The sequence below is a fragment of the Streptococcus sanguinis genome (genome assembly GCF_003943735.1).
Classification (GTDB): domain Bacteria; phylum Bacillota; class Bacilli; order Lactobacillales; family Streptococcaceae; genus Streptococcus; species Streptococcus sanguinis_E.
The window spans coordinates 25,953-45,151 of the sequence record NZ_RJMV01000015.1; the positions used below are offsets into that span (position 1 = coordinate 25,953).

General features: G+C 44.6%; 22 protein-coding genes. 20 read left to right on the top strand and 2 right to left on the bottom strand.

The genetic code is table 11. The annotated features are described in order from the left end of the window. Window positions 1–55 precede the first annotated feature (55 nt). From D8877_RS11290 to lytR, 4 genes are all read left to right on the top strand, one after another. On the top strand, window positions 56–1,477 hold the full coding sequence (locus D8877_RS11290; protein WP_002908917.1) for an NCS2 family permease: 1,422 nt from the start codon (window positions 56–58) through the stop codon (window positions 1,475–1,477). Between the two features lie 145 nt (window positions 1,478–1,622). Continuing rightward, window positions 1,623–2,063, top strand: coding sequence for a tRNA (adenosine(37)-N6)-threonylcarbamoyltransferase complex ATPase subunit type 1 TsaE (gene tsaE, locus D8877_RS11295; RefSeq protein WP_125341583.1), 441 nt, complete (start codon window positions 1,623–1,625; stop codon window positions 2,061–2,063). Beyond that, window positions 2,056–2,577 (top strand): GNAT family N-acetyltransferase, encoded by a 522-nt coding sequence (locus D8877_RS11300; protein WP_125341584.1) that lies wholly within the window; start codon window positions 2,056–2,058, stop codon window positions 2,575–2,577. The genes tsaE and D8877_RS11300 overlap by 8 nt, the downstream gene beginning before the upstream one ends. Window positions 2,578–2,584: 7 nt before the next feature. Continuing rightward, window positions 2,585–3,823 carry a glycopolymer--peptidoglycan transferase LytR gene (gene lytR / locus D8877_RS11305; protein WP_125341585.1) on the top strand — a complete coding sequence of 413 codons (1,239 nt, stop codon included), beginning with the start codon at window positions 2,585–2,587 and terminating at the stop codon, window positions 3,821–3,823. A 120-nt stretch (window positions 3,824–3,943) separates the two neighbouring features. Here lytR and D8877_RS11310 read toward each other — a convergent pair whose 3' ends face one another. Then, entirely contained in the window at window positions 3,944–4,231 is a 288-nt protein-coding gene (locus D8877_RS11310; RefSeq protein ID WP_125341586.1) for a hypothetical protein, read from the bottom strand. Window positions 4,232–4,240: 9 nt separating this feature from the next. Next, window positions 4,241–4,651: an HIT family protein gene (locus D8877_RS11315; protein WP_125341587.1), complete on the bottom strand. Its 411-nt coding sequence runs from the start codon at window positions 4,649–4,651 to the stop codon at window positions 4,241–4,243. 68 nt (window positions 4,652–4,719) lie between these two features. On the opposite strand from D8877_RS11315, the gene D8877_RS11320 reads away from it, so the two are divergent. The 16 genes from D8877_RS11320 to D8877_RS11395 form a co-directional block, all read left to right on the top strand. Further along, window positions 4,720–5,451: an ABC transporter ATP-binding protein gene (locus tag D8877_RS11320; protein WP_032911853.1), complete on the top strand. Its 732-nt coding sequence runs from the start codon at window positions 4,720–4,722 to the stop codon at window positions 5,449–5,451. Continuing rightward, a complete protein-coding gene (locus tag D8877_RS11325) occupies window positions 5,448–6,494 on the top strand; it encodes an ABC transporter permease (RefSeq protein ID WP_125341588.1) in 1,047 nt (348 codons plus the stop codon). The genes D8877_RS11320 and D8877_RS11325 overlap by 4 nt, the downstream gene beginning before the upstream one ends. Window positions 6,495–6,544: 50 nt before the next feature. Further along, a complete protein-coding gene (gene ccrZ, locus D8877_RS11330) occupies window positions 6,545–7,339 on the top strand; it encodes a cell cycle regulator CcrZ (RefSeq protein ID WP_002893562.1) in 795 nt (264 codons plus the stop codon). After that, window positions 7,336–7,974 carry a tRNA (guanosine(46)-N7)-methyltransferase TrmB gene (trmB, locus tag D8877_RS11335; RefSeq protein ID WP_125341589.1) on the top strand — a complete coding sequence of 213 codons (639 nt, stop codon included), beginning with the start codon at window positions 7,336–7,338 and terminating at the stop codon, window positions 7,972–7,974. The genes ccrZ and trmB overlap by 4 nt, the downstream gene beginning before the upstream one ends. Before the next feature lie 199 nt (window positions 7,975–8,173). Continuing rightward, a complete protein-coding gene (rimP, locus tag D8877_RS11340; protein WP_032908080.1) occupies window positions 8,174–8,662 on the top strand; it encodes a ribosome maturation factor RimP in 489 nt (162 codons plus the stop codon). A 59-nt stretch (window positions 8,663–8,721) separates the two neighbouring features. Then, complete coding sequence (gene nusA / locus D8877_RS11345; protein WP_312023231.1) at window positions 8,722–9,969, top strand: transcription termination factor NusA; 1,248 nt, start codon at window positions 8,722–8,724, stop codon at window positions 9,967–9,969. A gap of 10 nt (window positions 9,970–9,979) precedes the next feature. Next, the gene (gene rnpM, locus D8877_RS11350) at window positions 9,980–10,276 is read left to right on the top strand and encodes an RNase P modulator RnpM (RefSeq protein ID WP_002893558.1); all 297 of its coding nucleotides are present in this window, start codon (window positions 9,980–9,982) and stop codon (window positions 10,274–10,276) included. Then, window positions 10,269–10,565: a YlxQ-related RNA-binding protein gene (locus D8877_RS11355; protein ID WP_002893557.1), complete on the top strand. Its 297-nt coding sequence runs from the start codon at window positions 10,269–10,271 to the stop codon at window positions 10,563–10,565. The genes rnpM and D8877_RS11355 overlap by 8 nt, the downstream gene beginning before the upstream one ends. A 19-nt stretch (window positions 10,566–10,584) precedes the next feature. Further along, window positions 10,585–13,377, top strand: a complete 2,793-nt coding sequence (gene infB, locus D8877_RS11360; RefSeq protein ID WP_125341591.1) for a translation initiation factor IF-2 — start codon at window positions 10,585–10,587, stop codon at window positions 13,375–13,377. A 175-nt stretch (window positions 13,378–13,552) separates the two neighbouring features. After that, complete coding sequence (gene rbfA / locus D8877_RS11365) at window positions 13,553–13,903, top strand: 30S ribosome-binding factor RbfA (RefSeq protein ID WP_002908941.1); 351 nt, start codon at window positions 13,553–13,555, stop codon at window positions 13,901–13,903. Between the two features lie 240 nt (window positions 13,904–14,143). Beyond that, window positions 14,144–15,295 carry an N-acetylglucosamine-6-phosphate deacetylase gene (gene nagA, locus D8877_RS11370; RefSeq protein ID WP_032909245.1) on the top strand — a complete coding sequence of 384 codons (1,152 nt, stop codon included), beginning with the start codon at window positions 14,144–14,146 and terminating at the stop codon, window positions 15,293–15,295. Between the two features lie 157 nt (window positions 15,296–15,452). Next, complete coding sequence (locus D8877_RS11375; protein WP_002903311.1) at window positions 15,453–15,647, top strand: hypothetical protein; 195 nt, start codon at window positions 15,453–15,455, stop codon at window positions 15,645–15,647. Between the two features lie 76 nt (window positions 15,648–15,723). After that, window positions 15,724–16,569, top strand: a complete 846-nt coding sequence (locus D8877_RS11380) for an aldo/keto reductase (protein WP_125337792.1) — start codon at window positions 15,724–15,726, stop codon at window positions 16,567–16,569. Continuing rightward, entirely contained in the window at window positions 16,570–17,022 is a 453-nt protein-coding gene (locus D8877_RS11385) for a GNAT family N-acetyltransferase (RefSeq protein ID WP_125337791.1), read from the top strand. Between the two features lie 651 nt (window positions 17,023–17,673). After that, a complete protein-coding gene (locus D8877_RS11390) occupies window positions 17,674–18,426 on the top strand; it encodes a DUF6261 family protein (protein WP_185760221.1) in 753 nt (250 codons plus the stop codon). Between the two features lie 209 nt (window positions 18,427–18,635). Next, the coding region (locus D8877_RS11395) for a YobI family P-loop NTPase (protein WP_446677724.1) at window positions 18,636–19,199 on the top strand (564 nt) is incomplete at its 3' end.

The following is a 19,199-nucleotide window of genomic DNA, read 5'->3' on the forward strand; positions in this document are numbered from 1 at the left end:
ATTTGTTATTGAACTAGATGTTAGAAATTTTACTCAAAAGGAGATTTATTGAAAAATGGATAAATTTTTCAAACTGACCGAAAAAGGGACAGATGTCCGGACAGAAGTTTTGGCTGGTCTGACGACTTTCTTTGCCATGTCCTACATTTTATTTGTCAATCCGGCTATGTTGGCTCAGACAGGTATGCCTAAGCAGGGTGTTTTTCTAGCTACGATTATCGGGGCTGTTGCCGGCACCTTGATGATGGCCTTCTTTGCCAACCTGCCTTATGCGCAGGCGCCGGGTATGGGGTTGAATGCCTTTTTCACTTTTACGGTCGTCTTTGCCTTGGGCTACACTTGGCAGGAAGCCTTGGCTATGGTCTTTATCTGCGGAATTATTTCGCTCATTATCACTCTGACCAAGGTGCGTAAGATGATCATCGAGTCAATTCCTGGCTCCTTGCGCGCAGCTATTTCAGCTGGGATCGGAGTATTTCTGGCTTATGTAGGTATTAAAAATGCCGGCTTGCTCAAGTTTTCAATCGATCCGGGCAATTATACAGTAGCTGGCAAGGGAGCAGATAAGGCTGCAGCGGCTATTACGGCTAATTCAGCAGCAACTCCAGGTCTGGTAGACTTTAACAATCCAGCGGTCCTAGTAGCCCTGGTCGGTTTGGCCATCACAATCTTCTTTATCGTGAAAAATATCAAGGGTGGTGTTATCCTATCCATCCTAGTAACGACAGTGGTAGCTATTCTGGTTGGCTTGGTTGATTTGTCAGCCATTGACTTTGGGCAGAATAACATTGGCACTGCTGTTAGTGAACTGGGGCAGATTTTTGGGGTGGCAGTAGGTCCGAAAGGTCTGGGTGCCCTCTTAGCAGATTCGGCTCGCTGGCCTCAGACATGTATGGCCATTCTGGCTTTCTCCTTGACAGATATTTTTGATACCATTGGTACCTTAATCGGTACAGGCGAAAAGGTCGGGATTGTGGCGACTTCTGGGGAAAACCATGAATCAGAAGGTTTGGATAAGGCGCTTTACTCGGATCTCATCGGAACTTCTATTGGCGCCATTGCTGGAACCTCTAACGTGACGACTTATGTGGAGTCTGCAGCTGGTATCGGAGCTGGAGGCCGAACAGGTCTGACCGCCTTGGTCGTAGCCATCTGCTTTGCGGTGTCAAGCTTCTTTAGCCCACTCTTGGCTATTGTTCCTAATGCTGCAACTGCACCGATTCTCATTATCGTGGGGATTATGATGCTGGCTAGTCTGAAAAATATCCATTGGGATGATATGGCGGAGGCTATTCCAGCTTTCTTTACTTCTATTTTTATGGGATTTGCCTATTCTATCACTCACGGGATAGCAGCTGGGTTTATCACCTACACTTTGGTCAAAATCTTCAAAGGTCAAGCCAAGGATGTACATTCTATGATTTGGATTTTGGATCTTCTCTTTATTTTGAATTTCGTTAATCTGGCTTTAAATTAGGTCTAAACATTGCTGGATTTCCTTGAGTTTAGTACCCTTTATATAGAAATAGGCTATATTTTCAGTATAAAAAATCGGCTTTTAGTAGCTGATTTTTCTTTTGCAAAATTAAGCAGAAAAAAATTTTTTCTGGTATAATAAGAGAATGTTTAGTCATAATGAGGAAGAATTAATCCAGTGGGGTCAGCGTCTGGGCAAATTGCTTCGGGCAGGGGATGTACTGGTTTTAACGGGAGATTTAGGAGCAGGGAAGACAACCTTTACTAAGGGTCTGGCTCTAGGTTTAGGCATCAGTCAGATGATTAAAAGTCCAACCTATACCATTGTTCGGGAATACGAGGGGCGCTTGCCGCTCTATCATCTGGATGTCTACCGCATCGGAGACGATCCAGATTCCATTGATTTGGATGACTTTCTCTTCGGGGAGGGTGTGACGGTCATTGAATGGGGGGAGCTGCTGGGAGAAAATCTGCCTGAAGACTATCTCAAATTAAGCCTCTTGAAAAAGGAAGACGGGCGTGAATTGGTTTTTGAAGCCAAAGGAACACGAGCCCAAGAGCTGCTTGAGGGACTGCAGAATGACTGAATATGAATTATGCTTGCGTGAAGCAGAAAAAACAGATGCTGCTGAGCTGATTGCCTTCCTCAATCAGGTTGGGTCTGAGTCAGATTATATGACACTGGATGAAGCTGGAATTTTGATGAATCAAGAGGAGATGGCTTCATTCATTGAGCATCAGGCTGCTTCTAGTAATCAGCTTTATCTGTTGGCGCTTTTAAATGGTGAGATTGCTGGCCTTGTCAGCATCACAGCTGATTTCCATGAGCGAATTCGCCATATTGGTCAAGTCTTTGTTGTAGTGAGGAAAGCTTTCTGGAATCAAGGACTGGGACGCATATTGCTGGAAGAGGCACTGACTTGGGCAGAAGATTCTCAAGTTATTAGACGTTTGGAATTGAGCGTTCAGGTTAGAAATGAACGAGCAGTTCACCTTTATAAAGATTTAGGATTTGAAATTGAAGGCTTACAAAAAAGAGGAGCCTATTTAAAAGAAGGGATATTTCTTGATGTTTACCTGATGGGTAAACTGATAGACTAAAAAAGATATGTTTAAAAAGATTATAATGATGTTTCTCAGCCTCCTTGTTGTAACGACAGCTGGTATCGGTACTTATGCATGGACGATTTATGGTCAGTCGACAGATGAACTGTCCAAGACTTATAAGGGCTTGGGAAATGAGACAGATGTCATTTCTGCGACTAAGCCTATGACTATCTTGCTGATGGGTGTAGATACAGGGAGCGGCTCCCGCGAGGATACTTGGGTCGGGAACAGCGATACCATGATTCTCCTGAGTGTCAATCCCAAGACCAAGAAAACGGTCATGATGAGTTTGGAACGTGATATTCTGACTCAGATTGATGAGAACGGTCAGACAGTTGAAGCCAAGCTGAATGCAGCCTATGCGACAGGCGGAGCAGAGTTAGCCATTTCGACTATTGAGGGCTTGATGAACATCCACATCGACCGCTATGTGATGATCAATATGCAGGGCTTGGTTCAGCTAGTAGACGCAGTAGGTGGTATTGAGGTTAATAATACCTTTGACTTCCCAATTTCTATTGAGGATAATGAGCCTGAGTATACTGCTAAGGTTGAGCCAGGCAAGCAAACTATCAATGGTGATCAGGCGCTGGTCTATGCTCGCATGCGCTATCAGGATCCAGAGGGTGACTATGGCCGCCAAAATCGTCAACGTGAAGTAATTAAGAAAGTGGTTGAAAAAGTTCTCAGCCTCAACAGTGTCAGTCATTATCAGGCTATTTTAAAAGCTGTCAGCAGCAACATGCAGACCAATATCGCACTTGATTCAAAAAGCATTCCACAATTGCTAGGCTATCAGGATGCCTTTAAGAACATCAAGTCTGAACAGCTGCGTGGAGAAGATGCGACCTTGCCTGATGGTGGAAGCTATCAGCTGGTGACGTCAGAGCATCTGCTGAGCATGCAGAATCTAATCCGCAAGTCTCTGGGCTTGGACACAGTTAAGAGTCTGAAGACCAATGCTGTTCTCTATGAAGATATTATGGGTGGCAACAGTCTAAGAAGCAGCAATAGCAGTAGTACAGCTAGTAGCACAGAAAGCTATAGCAATTACCAGAATTCTTATAGTCAGCCTACTTATAATAATAGTTATGAGAATTACTCTTATCCGTCGACAGATACAACAGTTGGAACTACGAATACGACTCCAGTTGCTCCAGCAGCTTCCTCCGCCCCAGCGGCAGATGTCAGTGTCAGCGCCCCACAAAGTCAGCCAGTAGTCAATGCGACTACAGAGTAAAAAGTTAAATATAAAAAGAGGCCGGGACAAAATGTCTTGGTCTCTTTTGGTTATGACGGAAAGCTCTTGACGCAGTGGCTGATTGGAATTATTGTTCCCCTATCATACACCTTTTCTCTATCAAGACTCGTACTTTTCCCAGATGTCTTTGATTTGCTGGATCTGCACCTGAGCTTGGTTTTCAAGGACTTTATATTTATAAGTAAGATCTTGAGCCATGTCTTTGACTTGCTCTTTTTGCTCTTGAATGATGGCAATATTTCGTTGAATACTGGCTAGACTGTCCTTTACTTTGTCTAGGCTATCTGTTGTTTCAATGATTTCTTCTTGGATTTTTTGACGGTTTTCAACTAGCTTGTAGCTGGCTACTGCAGCACCAATAAATAGGAAAATATTTGACAGTTTCATATTCCCTCCTTAAGCTTGCGCAATCTTCTCAGCTAATTCGGCCAGAGCTGGGAAGTCTGGTTCGTGGGCTGCGAAAGTAATTTTGAGATCATCTGCATCACTGTAGCGTGGTGCCAAATGCACATGGGTATGAAAGACAGTCTGTCCAGCAATTTCTTCGTTGTTGTTGATGATATTCATACCAGCTGCGCCTGTGGCTTTCATCACCTTACGGGCAATGTCAGGTACGCGAGCGAAGAGCTGACAGGTGCTGTCAGTATCCATATCCAGCACATTTCGGAAATGCTCTTTAGGGACAACCAAGGTATGACCTGGTGTTACCTGGGAAATATCCAGAAAAGCAAGGACCTTCTCGTCTTCATAGACTTTAGAAGAAGGGATTTCTCCAGCAATAATTTTACAAAAAATACAATCAGCCATAAATGGTACCTCTATTCGCTAGATTTTGTTATAATATAAGAACCATTATACCAGAATTCGGAGAAAATATGTTAGAAATCAAAGAGCTTACGGGCGGCTATGTTAATATCCCGGTTTTAAAGGATGTCAGCTTTGAAGTGGGCAATGGCCAGCTGGTTGGTCTGATTGGTCTCAACGGTGCGGGCAAGTCTACGACTATCAATGAGATTATTGGTCTTTTGACGCCTTATAAGGGACAGATTCAAATTGATGGGTTGGAGCTGCGGACCAATCCCAGTGATTACCGCAAGAAGATCGGTTTTATTCCGGAAACGCCTAGTCTCTACGAAGAATTGACCCTGCGCGAGCACATTGAGACGGTAGCTATGGCTTACGACATTGAGCAGGAGACAGCTTTTAAGCGCGTGGATAAGCTACTGGAAATGTTCCGACTTAAGGAAAAACTGGATTGGTTCCCTGTTCACTTTTCAAAAGGGATGAAACAAAAAGTGATGATTATCTGTGCTTTTGTAGTTGATCCCAGCCTTTTTATTGTGGATGAGCCTTTTTTGGGTCTGGATCCGGTAGCTATTGCAGACCTTATCCAGCTCTTGGATGAGGAAAAGAAGAAGGGCAAGTCCATTCTGATGAGCACCCATGTTCTGGACTCTGCCGAGAAGATGTGCGATAGTTTTGTAATTCTGCACAAGGGTCAAGTGAGGGCCAAGGGCAGCTTGACTGAGTTGCGTGCTCAATTTCAAATGCCGGATGCTAGTCTGAATGACATCTATCTAGCCCTGACAGAAGAGGCAGCGCTATGAAAGAATTATTTGCCAAACGAAAGCAGGATTTTCGTCAGCAATGTCTGAAATACCTGCGCTATGTTTTTAATGACCATTTTGTGCTCTTTCTGCTGATTTTTATGGGATTTTTAGGTGTTCAGTACAGTCAGCTTTTGCGGCACTTTCCGACCAATCACCTACCCATTATTGCCAGTCTAGTTATTCTATCGGTCTTTATCCTGCCTTTTGGACGGATTGCGACCTATCTGGAAAAGCCGGATGCTCTCTTTCTCTTGGTCAGAGAAGCAGAAGTCAGAGCTTTTATCAAGGCTCAGATTCTACGTTCCTATCTCTTGTATGCAGTCTTACAGACTGGGTTATTGCTACTGTTAGCTCCGCTTTTTCTGGCTCTGGGATTGCCTATATGGGGCTTTGGGCTCTACTGCCTCTTCATGCTGGTCTTGAAATGGTTTTTGTTTCAGGCTAAGGCCAAGAAGTTCTTTACTGAAAATGGCATAGATTGGCAAGCGCTGGTGGCTTATGAAGCAGCCCGAAAGCAGACGATTCTGCGCTTCTTTGCTCTCTTTACCAATGTTAAAGGCATTTCAAACAGTGTCAAGCGCCGAGCCTATCTGGATGGTTTGACGAGACTTGTGGGCAAGCAGCATAGCAAAACCTGGCAGAATCTCTTTTTGCGCTCTTATTTGCGAAATGGAGACTTCTTTGCTCTGACCTTAAGACTGCTCTTTCTAGCTCTTTTGGCCTTGATTTTTGTCACTCAAGCTTGGATTGCTGCAGCTTTTGCGGTATTATTCAATTACCTCTTGCTCTTCCAGCTGACGGCCTTATACGAAGCTTTTGATTATCAGTTTTTAACCCAACTTTTTCCAATAGAAAGAGGGGAAAAGCTGAAGGGAGCAAGACAAATTATCACTTCGATTGGCGGCAGTGTTCTCTTGGCTGAAGTGCTGACTGCTCTGCTATTTTTCCAAGACAAGACAGCAGTGCTGGCCATGCTGGGAGCGACTGCCCTACTCTATCTGTTCTATCTGCCGTTTAAGTTACGGAGATTGGTTGACTAAAAGAGGTAAAACTAGTAAAATGATAAAGAAACTTTTTACGGAGGGGAAACATGGACTTGGTTGATAACGAGCTGACCCTGACACCGATAGCTGGTAAGAGCGGAAAGGCCTATATGGGGACTTATCCGGACGGGGGGCGCGTTTTCGTCAAGATGAATACAACCCCTATCTTAGCAGGCTTAGCTCGAGAACAAATCGCACCGCAGCTTTTGTGGAGCCGCCGGATGCCGGACGGCAATGTTATGAGCGGGCAGGAGTGGCTTTCAGGCACTATTCTGACCCCAAATGATATGTCCAAAAAGCAAGTAATCAATATTTTGACACGGCTGCATCGCTCGCGCCCATTGATGACGCAGCTGACCAAGCTGGGCTATACTTTGGAAACGCCGACTGATTTGCTGAATGCTTGGCTCAATCAAGTGCCGCTTGCTTTGAGGAATAATCAATATCTGCAATCAGTTATCCGCGACCTACGCCAGACAGTACCAGCCTTTCGTGAGGATTATGCGACCATCGTTCACGGAGATGTGCGCCACAGCAACTGGGTAGAGACCGACAGCGGGCTCATTTACTTGGTGGATTGGGATTCTGTGCGCCTGACAGACAGGATGATGGATGTAGCTCATATTTTGAGCCATTATGTGCCTGATTCAGGTTGGCAAGAGTGGCTGAGCGCCTATGGTTATAAGTATAATCAGACAGTTTTCAATAAGCTATACTGGTTTGGACAGTATTCTTATCTGATGCAGATTGCTAAATACTATGAAAACAATGATTTAGAAAATGTGAACCGGGAGATTTACGCATTACGAAACTTCCGTTCCAAATACGGAAGAGGACAATGAGAGTAAGGAATCGTAAGGGAGCGACGGAACTGCTAGAAGCGCATCCCCAGTATGTGATTTTAAATCCAGCAGACGCCAAGGGTAGATGGCAGGAGATTTTTGGTAATGATCATCCCATTCATATAGAGGTTGGCAGCGGCAAAGGAGCTTTTGTGTCCGGTATGGCTAAGGCCAATCCTGAGATCAACTACATCGGGATTGATATCCAGAAATCGGTCCTCAGCTATGCTTTAGATAAGGTGCTGGCAACGGATGTGCCCAATATCAAGCTACTCTGGGTGGATGGTTCGGATTTGACTGATTATTTTGAAGAGGGCGAGATTGACCGCCTCTATCTGAACTTCTCGGATCCTTGGCCCAAAAAACGTCATGAAAAGCGCCGTCTGACCTATCAGTCCTTTCTGGCGACCTATCAGCAGATTCTTCCAGAAAATGGAGAAATCCACTTCAAAACGGACAACCGCGGTTTTTTTGAGTATAGCCTAGTAAGCTTTTCACAGTATGGTATGAAGTTAAAGGGCGTGTGGTTGGATTTGCATGCCAGCGACTTCGAGGATAATGTCCTGACCGAGTATGAGCAGAAATTTGCTAACAAAGGACAAGTTATCTACCGGGTGGAAGCAGCATTTGAATAAGAAAGAGTCTTCGAGGAAATCCTCCTTGAAGACTTTATTATTAAGAAAGAATTTTACTTTAAAATAAGAGTGTTTTAAGTGGCATTTTGTCTTTAAAAGCTTGCACAGCATATTTCCCTTGCATTCTGGGACTTGTCGTGCTATAATACTAGTAATGAATAAGGAAAGAGAGGCGAGGAAGTATCTTCGCCTCTTATCTGTGAGGAGGTGTCGTCATATCGCAACAATTGTTGAATTGGTGAGGGAGGTTATTGAGCCAGCCATTTTGGCCCCTTATGAATTAGTCGATATTGAGTACGGAAAGATGGGCGGGGACTACGTTCTCAGTGTCTTTGTAGATAAGCCTGAAGGTATTACGGTCAATGATACAGCGGATTTGACGGATATTATCAGTCCGCTCTTGGATCAAATCAAGCCAGATCCTTTCCCGGAACAGTATTTTCTGGAAGTGACCAGTCCAGGCTTGGAGCGTCCGCTCAAGACCAAGGAACAGCTAGCCGATGCAGTCGGCAGTTATATCCATGTCAGTCTCTATAAGGCTGTTGACAAGCAGAAAGTCTTTGAAGGCACCTTGCTGAGCTTTGAAGAGGATGTTCTGCACATGGAATATCTGGACAAGACTCGCAGAAAAGAAGTCGAAATTCCCTACAGTCTGGTTTCCAAAGCCAGATTAGCCGTTAAGTTTTAGCCGCAGAAGCAATATAGAAAAGAAAGGAACACTTTTGTTTCGGCAAAAGTCATATAAAAATGAGTAAAGAAATGCTAGAGGCCTTCCGCATTTTGGAAGAAGACAAAGGAATCAAGAAAGAAGATATCATTGACGCAGTGACCGAGTCACTCCGCTCAGCCTATCGTCGTCGCTATGGTCAGGCAGACAGCGCGGCCATTGAGTTTGACGAAAAGTCAGGAGATTTCCGTGTCTATACTGTTCGCGAAGTCGTGGACGAGGTCTTTGACAGCCGTTTGGAAATCAGTCTCAAAGATGCCTTGGCTATCAGTTCAGCCTATGAATTGGGAGATAAGATCAAGTTTGAAGAAGCGCCAGCTGAATTTGGCCGAGTCGCTGCTCAATCTGCCAAGCAAACCATCATGGAAAAGATGCGCAAGCAGACCCGAGCAATCACTTACAATACCTATAAAGAACATGAAAATGAAATCATGTCAGGAACGGTGGAGCGCTTTGACAATCGCTTTATCTACGTCAATCTAGGTAGCATTGAAGCGCAGCTATCGAAACAAGACCAGATTCCTGGTGAGGTCTTTGCCTCTCACGATCGTATCGAAGTTTTTGTATACAAGGTAGAAGACAATCCTCGCGGTGTCAATGTCTTTGTTAGCCGCAGCCATCCAGAGATGATCAAGCGTTTGATGGAGCAGGAAATTCCAGAAGTGTATGATGGAACTGTGGAAATCATGAGCGTGTCACGTGAAGCGGGTGATCGGACCAAGGTAGCGGTTCGCAGCCATAATCCTAACGTGGATGCTATCGGAACTATCGTCGGACGCGGTGGAGCTAACATCAAGAAGATCACGAGCAAGTTCCATCCTGCCAAATATGATCCCAAGAGCGGCCGTATGGTACCGACTGAAGAAAATATCGACGTCATCGAGTGGGTAGCAGATCCAGCTGAGTTTATCTACAACGCTATTGCTCCTGCAGAGGTTGACCAGGTTATCTTTAATCAAGAAGATAACAAGCGGGCCTTGGTTGTCGTACCGGACAGCAAGCTTTCTCTGGCTATCGGCCGTCGCGGACAGAACGTTCGCTTGGCAGCTCATTTGACAGGCTTTAGAATTGATATCAAGTCTGCCACTGAGTTTGAAGAAATGGAAGCAGCCAATGAACTGGGCGGATTTGCTCAGGAAGCAGAAGAAATTCTTGCAGATGTAGATGTTCTAGAGACAGATTTTTCAGCAACAGACTTTGACGCAGCTGCAGAGGAAACTGTACTGGAAACAGCTGGGTTAGAAAGCGAAGCTGAAGAACTAGATTAAGGGGGCTGGAATGGCAAAAACAAGAAAAATCCCTTTAAGAAAATCAGTGGTGTCCAATGAAGTGATTGACAAGCGCGATTTATTGCGGATTGTCAAGAACAAGGAAGGTCAAGTCTTTATCGATCCGACAGGCAAGGCCAACGGACGTGGAGCCTATATCAAGCTGGATAATCAGGAAGCTCTTCAAGCCAAGAAGAAGCGGGTCTTTAACCGCAGCTTCAGTATGGAAGTGGATGAGGCTTTCTATGATGAGTTAATCGCTTATGTCGATCATAAGGTCAAAAGAAGAGAGTTAGGTCTTGAATAAAGAGAAACTTGCAAATTTGCTGGGACTGGCTCAGCGGGCTGGCCGCATCATTTCTGGTGAGGAGCTAACCGTCAAGGCCATCCAGGAGGGAAAAGCACATCTGGTCTTTTTGGCCCAGGATGCAGCTCCTAATCTCAGCAAGAAAATCACTGATAAAAGTCGTTACTACCAAGTAGAAGTATCAACCGTGTTTTCAACACTGGAATTAAGCTCTGCCATTGGCAAGGCCAGAAAAGTGCTCGCCGTGACAGATGCTGGTTTTACAAAGAAAATGAGGTCTCTTATGTAATAGAAGAGGAGGACAAGATTTGTCTAAAGTAAGATTGTATGAAATCGCCAAAGAACTGGGAAAAGAAAGCAAGGAGGTAGTGGCTCGTGCGAAGGAGCTGGGACTGGATGTCAAAAGTCATTCATCCAGCGTAGAAGCTGACGCTGGTGAGCGAATCAAATCCAGCTTTACAAAAGCAGCCACACCTCAAGCCACTGCAGAAAAGCCTGTAGCAGCTCAGCCGTCACCGCAAAAAACTCCTGCCAAAGAGGCAGCGCCAGTCAAGGCAGAACAGCCAGAGGCAAAAGTAACTGCTAAGCCAGAAGCGAAAGTAGAAACAGCTGCGCCTGTCAAGCGCCCACAAAGCCGGAACTTTAAGGCAGAACGTGAAGCGAGAGCCAAGGAAGAGGCAGAGCGTCGGAAGCAGCAAGGCAACCGCAAACCACAAAACAAAGAGCAAGGCAAGCGTGAGGACCGCGATAATCGAAATAAGAATCGTGGAAACCGCAATGACCGAGATAGGGGCAATCGTCCAAATGACCGTCGCGATAATCGTGGTCAAGATGGCCGCCGCAATGGTCAGAATCATCAAGGATTTAACGGTCAAAACCGCCAACAGCCTCAAGGACCGAAGATTGACTTTAAGGCTCGGGCAGCAGCTTTGAAAGCAGAGCAGAATGCTGAATACGCTCGCTCCAGTGAGGAACGCTTTAAGCAAGCTCAGGAAGCAAAAGAAGTTATGGAACGGCAAAATCGCCGTAAGGAGCAGCCTAAGGCAGAAGCAAGTGTACCAGTTCAGCCTGCACCAGCTCCATCTGCGCCAGCAGCGAATCCAAGCCCAGCGCCAGCCGCTGTGGATACGCGTCGTAAGAAGCAAGCTCGACCAGATAAGAAGCGCGATGATTTTGATCGCGAAGAAGAAGGTCCAAGAAAACAACAAAAGAATCGAAGCAGTCAAAATCAAGTGAGAAATCAAAGAAATAGTAATTGGAATAAAAACAAGAAAAATAAAAAAGGAAAGGGCAACAATAATCAGGCACCAAAACCTGTTACAGAACGTAAGTTCCATGAGTTGCCAACTGAATTTGAATATACAGACGGAATGACCGTTGCAGAAATCGCAAAACGGATCAAGCGCGAGCCAGCTGAAATTGTCAAGAAACTCTTCATGATGGGTGTGATGGCAACGCAAAACCAATCTCTTGACGGCGATACTATTGAGCTCCTCATGGTGGACTACGGTATCGAAGCTAAGAAGAAGGTGGAAGTTGACACAGCTGACATTGAGCGATTCTTCGTAGAAGAAGGCTATATCAACCAAGATGCCTTGGTAGAGCGTCCGCCGGTTGTAACCATCATGGGACACGTTGACCATGGTAAAACAACCCTCTTGGATACCCTGCGTAACTCTCGCGTAGCTACAGGCGAAGCAGGTGGTATTACTCAGCACATCGGTGCTTACCAGATCGAGGAAAGCGGCAAGAAGATTACTTTCTTGGATACGCCTGGACATGCGGCCTTTACTTCTATGCGGGCTCGCGGTGCCTCTGTGACGGATATCACTATCCTGGTCGTAGCGGCTGATGACGGTGTTATGCCGCAAACGATCGAAGCTATCAACCACTCCAAAGCCGCTGATGTCCCAATCATCGTAGCTATCAACAAGATTGATAAGCCAGGAGCGAATCCTGAGCGCGTGATTGGTGAGTTGGCTGAGCATGGTGTCATGTCAACAGCTTGGGGCGGAGATTCTGAATTTGTAGAAATCTCAGCGAAATTCAATCAAAATATCGACAGCTTGCTGGAAACAGTCCTCTTAGTGGCTGAAATTCAAGAGCTCAAGGCAGATCCGACTGTTCGAGCGATTGGTACAGTCATTGAAGCCCGTCTGGATAAAGGAAAAGGTGCTGTCGCAACCCTTCTGGTTCAACAAGGTACACTGAATGTGCAGGATCCAATCGTTGTTGGTAATACCTTCGGTCGGGTTCGGGCTATGACCAATGATCTAGGCCGTCGCGTGAAGGTGGCAGGACCATCTACACCGGTTTCTATCACTGGTCTCAATGAAACTCCGATGGCTGGTGACCACTTTGCGGTTTATGAAGATGAAAAAGCTGCACGTGCAGCCGGTGAAGAACGTGCCAAACGTGCCCTTCTCAAACAGCGTCAAGCTACTCACCGCGTCAGTCTGGAAAATCTCTTTGATACCCTCAAAGCTGGTGAAGTTAAGTCTGTTAATGTTATCATCAAGGCTGATGTACAAGGTTCTGTAGAAGCCCTGTCTGCTTCCCTGCAAAAGATTGAAGTGGAAGGCGTCAAGATTACCATCGTCCACTCAGCGGTTGGTGCTATCAATGAATCTGATGTGACACTAGCAGAAGCTTCAAATGCTTTCATCATCGGATTTAATGTGCGTCCTACATCTCAAGCTCGCCAACAGGCAGAAGCTGACGATGTCGAAATTCGTCTCCACAGCATTATCTACAAGGTTATCGAAGAAATGGAAGATGCCATGAAGGGAATGCTAGATCCAGAATACGAAGAAAAAATCATTGGGGAAGCTCTTATCCGCGAGACCTTCAAGGTTTCCAAGGTTGGTACTATCGGTGGATTTATGGTTATCAACGGTAAAGTGACCCGTGATTCCAAGGTTCGCGTTATCCGTGATGGCGTCGTGATTTACGATGGTGAGCTTGCCAGCCTCAAGCACTTCAAGGATGATGTTAAGGAAGTTACTAACGGCCACGAAGGTGGACTCATGATTGATGGCTACAATGACATTCAAGTAGATGACACGATTGAAGCCTACATCATGGAAGAAATTAAGAAATAAGATAAGAAGTCCGTTAAAAACTCGCAGTGAAATCATATTTGGCGGAAGTCTATACTTCTAGTTCCGCATCTTTTTCACAAAGAGTTTAGATCGAATTTCATTCATTAAAACTAAAATATAAGCTAGGCTAGGCCTAGCTTATATTGCAGAAGAGAAAAATTAGAAAGGAAATCTCATGGCAAATAATTTTCGTACAGACCGTGTAGGCATGGAAATCAAGCGCGAAGTCAATGAAATCTTGCAGAAGAAAGTTCGTGACCCGCGTGTTCAAGGTGTGACCATTACCGATGTCCAAATGCTGGGCGACCTATCCATGGCCAAGGTCTACTACACGATTATGAGCAATCTGGCCTCTGATAATCAAAAAGCTCAGACCGGTCTGGAAAAAGCGACCGGTACCATCAAGCGGGAACTGGGTCACAATCTGAAGATGTACAAGATTCCAGATTTGACCTTTGTCAAGGATGAATCTATCGAGTATGGGAATAAAATCGACCAGATGCTGCGCGATTTAGATAAAAAATAAAGCAGAAACTCAGCTGTTATGGCTGGGTTTTCTGTTTTTTAAATTTAATATAACAATTTTTCGTAAAAATAGGTATATACCATTTACAAATAAAAAAGAAAGAGTTATAATATAGTCAAGAAAACTCAGAGATTCAAAAGCGGGAGTTAGAAAGCAGTTATAGAAAGATGCTAGCTCTATCACAGAATTCCGCTTTGAATGGCAGAGAATACAGAAGTCAAGAAAAAGGGAGGCAGTCTTATGCCTACATATATCAAAGCAGATCAATTTTTCTATCCTCAGGGAATCCGTCAGGGCGGTTATTTAGAGCTGATTGACGGCAAGTTTGGCAAGCTGGTGCAGTCTGTTCTGCAGGATGCAGAAGTCATAGACTACAGTGGCTACTCGATTGCACCAGGTCTGGTGGATACTCACATTCATGGCTTCGGTGGTGTTGATGTGATGGACAATAACATCGAAGGAACTCTTCATACCATGAGCGAGGGCCTCTTGACTACCGGTGTGACCAGCTTTTTACCAACAACCCTGACCTCATCCTATGAGCGCCTCTTAGCAGTAACTGAAAATATCGGTGCTCGCTATCAAGAAGCCAGCGGGGCCAAGATTCGCGGTCTCTATTTTGAAGGGCCTTACTTCACCGAGAAGTATAAGGGCGCTCAAAATCCAGCCTATATGAAAGATCCTAGCATGGATGAGTTTCGTGCTTGGCAGAAGGCTGCAAATGGCTTGCTTAATAAGATTGCTCTCGCACCAGAGCGTGATGGCGTGGAGGAGTTTGTCCGCACGCTGACTGATGAAGGCGTGACCGTTGCTTTGGGGCATTCTAACGCGACCTTTGATGAAGCCAAAACTGCGGTCGAAGCAGGTGCTAGTGTCTGGGTGCATGCTTACAATGGTATGCGGGGCTTGACCCACCGGGAGCTGGGAATGGTTGGTGCCATGTATGAGCTGCCCCACACCTATGCGGAACTGATTTGTGACGGCCACCATGTGGACCCTAAGGCCTGTGACATCTTGCTCAAGCAGAAGGGACATGAAAATATTGCTCTCATTACTGACTGTATGACTGCAGGAGGTCTTGAAGATGGTGACTACATGTTGGGAGAATTTCCAGTGGTAGTGGCGGAAGGAACAGCTCGGCTCAAGTCAACGGGCAATCTAGCTGGCTCTATCCTCAAGCTCAAGGACGGATTGAAAAATGTGGTCAAATGGGGCATTGCCAATCCTCATCAGGCAGTCATGATGGCTAGCCTGATTCCAGCAAAATCCGTCCATATTGATGATGTCTGCGGACAGATCAAGGAAGGCTACGATGCTGACTTTATCGTTTTAGATAAAGATTTAGAGCTGGTAGCTACTTATCTTGATGGTCAAGAACGATTCCATGTATGAGAACCGCAGGTATTGAAATTAGTCTCCTTATATTTTTCAGAAAGAGCAGGGCAACCTGTTCTTTTTGGTTGGCAGACGACTTGATAGCCTTCTCCTAGATTTGAATTGCGTTCCTAGGCGTGATATAATGAGACTATAATGTGAACAGGAGTAGGCTATGAAACGAATTGATGCGAAATTTCTGATAATGGGACTTGTTTTACTGCTGGCGGGACTGATCTTTGGACGAATCTTGATCCTTGTTGCAGGAGTTGCTTTCATTATCTATAGCTTTTTCAGTAAAGGCATGGAGCCGACCAAGGAAAATATCTTCAAGCCTAAGCCAATACTGAAGAAAAAGGAAAAGAAGTGAGCAGTTCTGCTCTTGTGATTACTGTAGCAGCTGCCTTGCTGAAGGCAGTAGATGGAACTTGTAAAGGAGACATGAGATGAGAGAATATCTTTTGAACAATGGTGTTGGCATTCCGGTGCTGGGCTTTGGTACTTGGAAGGCTCAGGATGGCGAAGAAGCCTATCAAGCAACATTAGCCGCTCTCAAGGCAGGCTATCGGCACATTGATACGGCAGCTATCTATAAGAACGAAGAGAGCGTCGGACGGGCAATCAAGGACAGCGGCATTCCGCGGGAGGAGCTCTTCATCACGACTAAGCTTTGGAATGACATTCATACTTATGAGGAGGCTCAAGAGGCCTTTGCGGCCTCAATGGAGCGGTTGGGACTGGACTATCTGGACCTCTACCTCATCCACTGGCCGAATCCCAAACCCCTGAGGGAAAACGATGCTTGGAAAAAGCGCAATGCCGAAGTCTGGCGGGCTATGGAAGATCTTTATAATCTCGGCAAGATTCGAGCGATTGGCGTCAGCAATTTCCTGCCTCATCACTTAGAAGCCTTGCTTGAAACAGCGCGCATGACTCCTGCTGTCAATCAAATCCGCCTGGCTCCAGGTGTCTATCAGACAGAGGCGGTGAACTTCTGCCGTGAGCATGAGATTTTACTGGAAGCTTGGGGACCATTTGGCCAAGGTGAGCTCTTCCAAAATCCAGCCGTAAAGGCTGTGGCAGACAAGTATGGCAAGACTATTGCCCAAGTCGCGCTAGCTTGGAGCTTGCAGGAAGGCTTCCTGCCCCTGCCTAAGTCGGTCACTCCGAACCGAATTGCCAGCAATCTGGACTGCTTTGGCATCGAGCTAGATGCTGCTGACTTGGAAGTGCTCAAAAATGTCAGCGGTTTGGCCGGTGGCGCACCAAATCCGGATGGGATGGATTTTTAGATGAAAATCCGATTCTATCGAAGTTCAGATAGAGAAGTCTTGCATTCCTACCATTTAACCGACTCGAGATTTACTAGCCATCCTAGCCAGGTTGTCGCTGATTTAGAAAATCGCTATGCTATCTTGGGCCTTGAAGAAGATCAAATCGTAACCTTTCTGATCTTGGATGCTGGAGAAAAGAAGTTTACTTATGGCGGTCAGCCAGATAGCCTGCTCCTTCGTAGCTTTTCAACGGATGAAGCCTTTCGGATGCGAGGATACGGTAGTCAGACGCTGAAGCTCTTGCCTGATTTCATAAGAGAGCATTTGCCCATGTATAAAAGCATCATACTAGGTGTCAATGAGAGAAATCAAGTCGCTTCCTACCTCTACCGAGAGACTGGTTTTAGCAAACAGCCCCAACGCATATTAGGACCAGCCGGCTGGCAGGAAGTATATGAATTAAAAATATAAAAGTATCCCCAGTTTGAAAAGAGCTGGGGATTTTTATCTCTACCACTAGAAGAAACTATAAAAGAAGATGTTTCAGTGCAATAATGAAAGGTGTAAAACGAGCCCAATATCCAACGAAATACTAAGATAGGGAAATTAGATGAAGAAGACCCAAGAATTGGAAATTACACCCAACTGATTGAGGCTATCATCAAGCCCTTGAGAGTGGGGAGGTAAAAGTGAAATGTAATTTTCAAAACCTCGAAAAAGAGTCTCTAGCTAAAGGTCTATTCAATCTAAAGGCTGAATACGAGTATTTACTAAAATATTTAGATAAACTAGGCTTCGAAAAGTCCTGTTTGTGAAAAAATACATGCTTTCTATTTGTCAGATGATGTGGTTTGCTATAATTTTCAAGTTTTCTAAAGTTCGAATATTAGTGTTTGTTAAAATTTTAAAGCATTCTAAGCGTGAAATGCTCTGATAATCCATTTTTAAAGAGAAATAATCCCCATCTGAAGTTGAAGAAATCATCAGGTGGGGATATTTTATGTCTTTGATTTTGAAAAGGTGCTATTTTAGGGATAAAAAATGACATTTCAGGGCAGCCTTGCAAAAGATTTATCGCCACGTGCTATACTTAGTTCATCAAATTATTGGAGAGGTTTTATTATGACTACTAACTACACCATTCGTCCCTTGACCTATAGCAACTTTACTCACCGTGAGTTTGAAAGTTTGATGACGGATTCTCGTCAAATCATCACCGACTTTGTTAAGGCAAATAAGAACGAAGATATGTATAGTACGCACTTGGAGCCCTTTACAAGCAAGCTAGAAGAGTTCCAAAAACAGCTAGCCAGCGTGGAAAAGAAACAGACTACAAGTCTGGCTGAGGTAGATAAGGAGCGGGACAGCGCTCTGGTCGGACTCTTTACCCTGCATAGGGGATTTGCCAAGATAAAGGAAGCAAAGTTTAAGGAAGCCCACGAGACACTGGCTCCAGTCCTGACTAAGTACAAGGATATCACCAAGCATAATAATGATGTTGCAACTGCTGAGATTAAGAGTCTCCTCAAAACTCTCAAGGAAGAGCCCTACAATGCGGCAGTGACTACGCTGGGACTCTCACCAGTGATTAGCGCAGTGACGACTGCTCAGGAAGACTATGATAAGGCCGAAGCCCTAGCGCGTGCAGCCAAGTCTGGCAAGGAAGTCGGTAAGACCAAGCAGCTGCGTACGGAAATCTCCCGCACTTATGACCTTTTTATGCGCTATACTGCAGCCTCCGCAGAAGCCTACCCAGAGAAAGCTCACTTTGCCAAACTCCTCAAGGATCTCAACACTATCCGAGACAGCAAGCGCCGCCTGGCCAGTCCAAATAAGAAAAACAAACCGGAACAGACTCCGGAAGTAACAGGATAAAGAATAATCCCTTAGAATTGTATATTCTAGGGGATTTTTGGTGTTTAATAGATAGTGGGTAGGGAATGTGAGGATGGGAGGATAATATACATTAGATTTTTATATAAATACTTTATAGAATGAGGAAAAATTGATATAATAGTATGGGTATATTGATAAAGGATGTAATGTTTAAGTATTTAGTAACTTGTTAGGGAGGTATTTTGTTAATGATTGACGAAAGTACGGAAAAGGAAAAAAAGTATAAGTTTCGTTCGCTTACATCGAATAAAGATGTAAAAATAAAACCAGTCATATCACATGCTCTAGAGTTTGTTATCAGTGATGTATCAGAGCCAACGAATGTGGCTATTACAGGGAACTATGGAGCTGGTAAAAGCAGTGTCATTGAGACGTTTGAGTTAGAGAAAAGAGACAAAAAGTTTATCCATATTTCTCTCGCTCAGTATGATGAAGCTAAAAAAAACGAACTTAATAACCGTGAAATTAATACAATTGAGGGAAAGATTATCAATCAATTACTTCATCAGATTGAGCCCAACTCAATTAGAAAGTCAATTTTTAAAACACTGGATGCAGAGTCACAAATTGATCCTAAGAAAAATACAGTTTTTTTATTTTCTATTTTGCTACTGTTTTTGTATTTGAATTTATGGACTGATTTTATTAAGGATATTGATTGGCTTACTTGGACTATTCATCCGATTGTTAGACTTTCAGCACTCGTTATCTTATTTACTTTGTTTTTTTATGGAATTTTTTATTTATTAAAG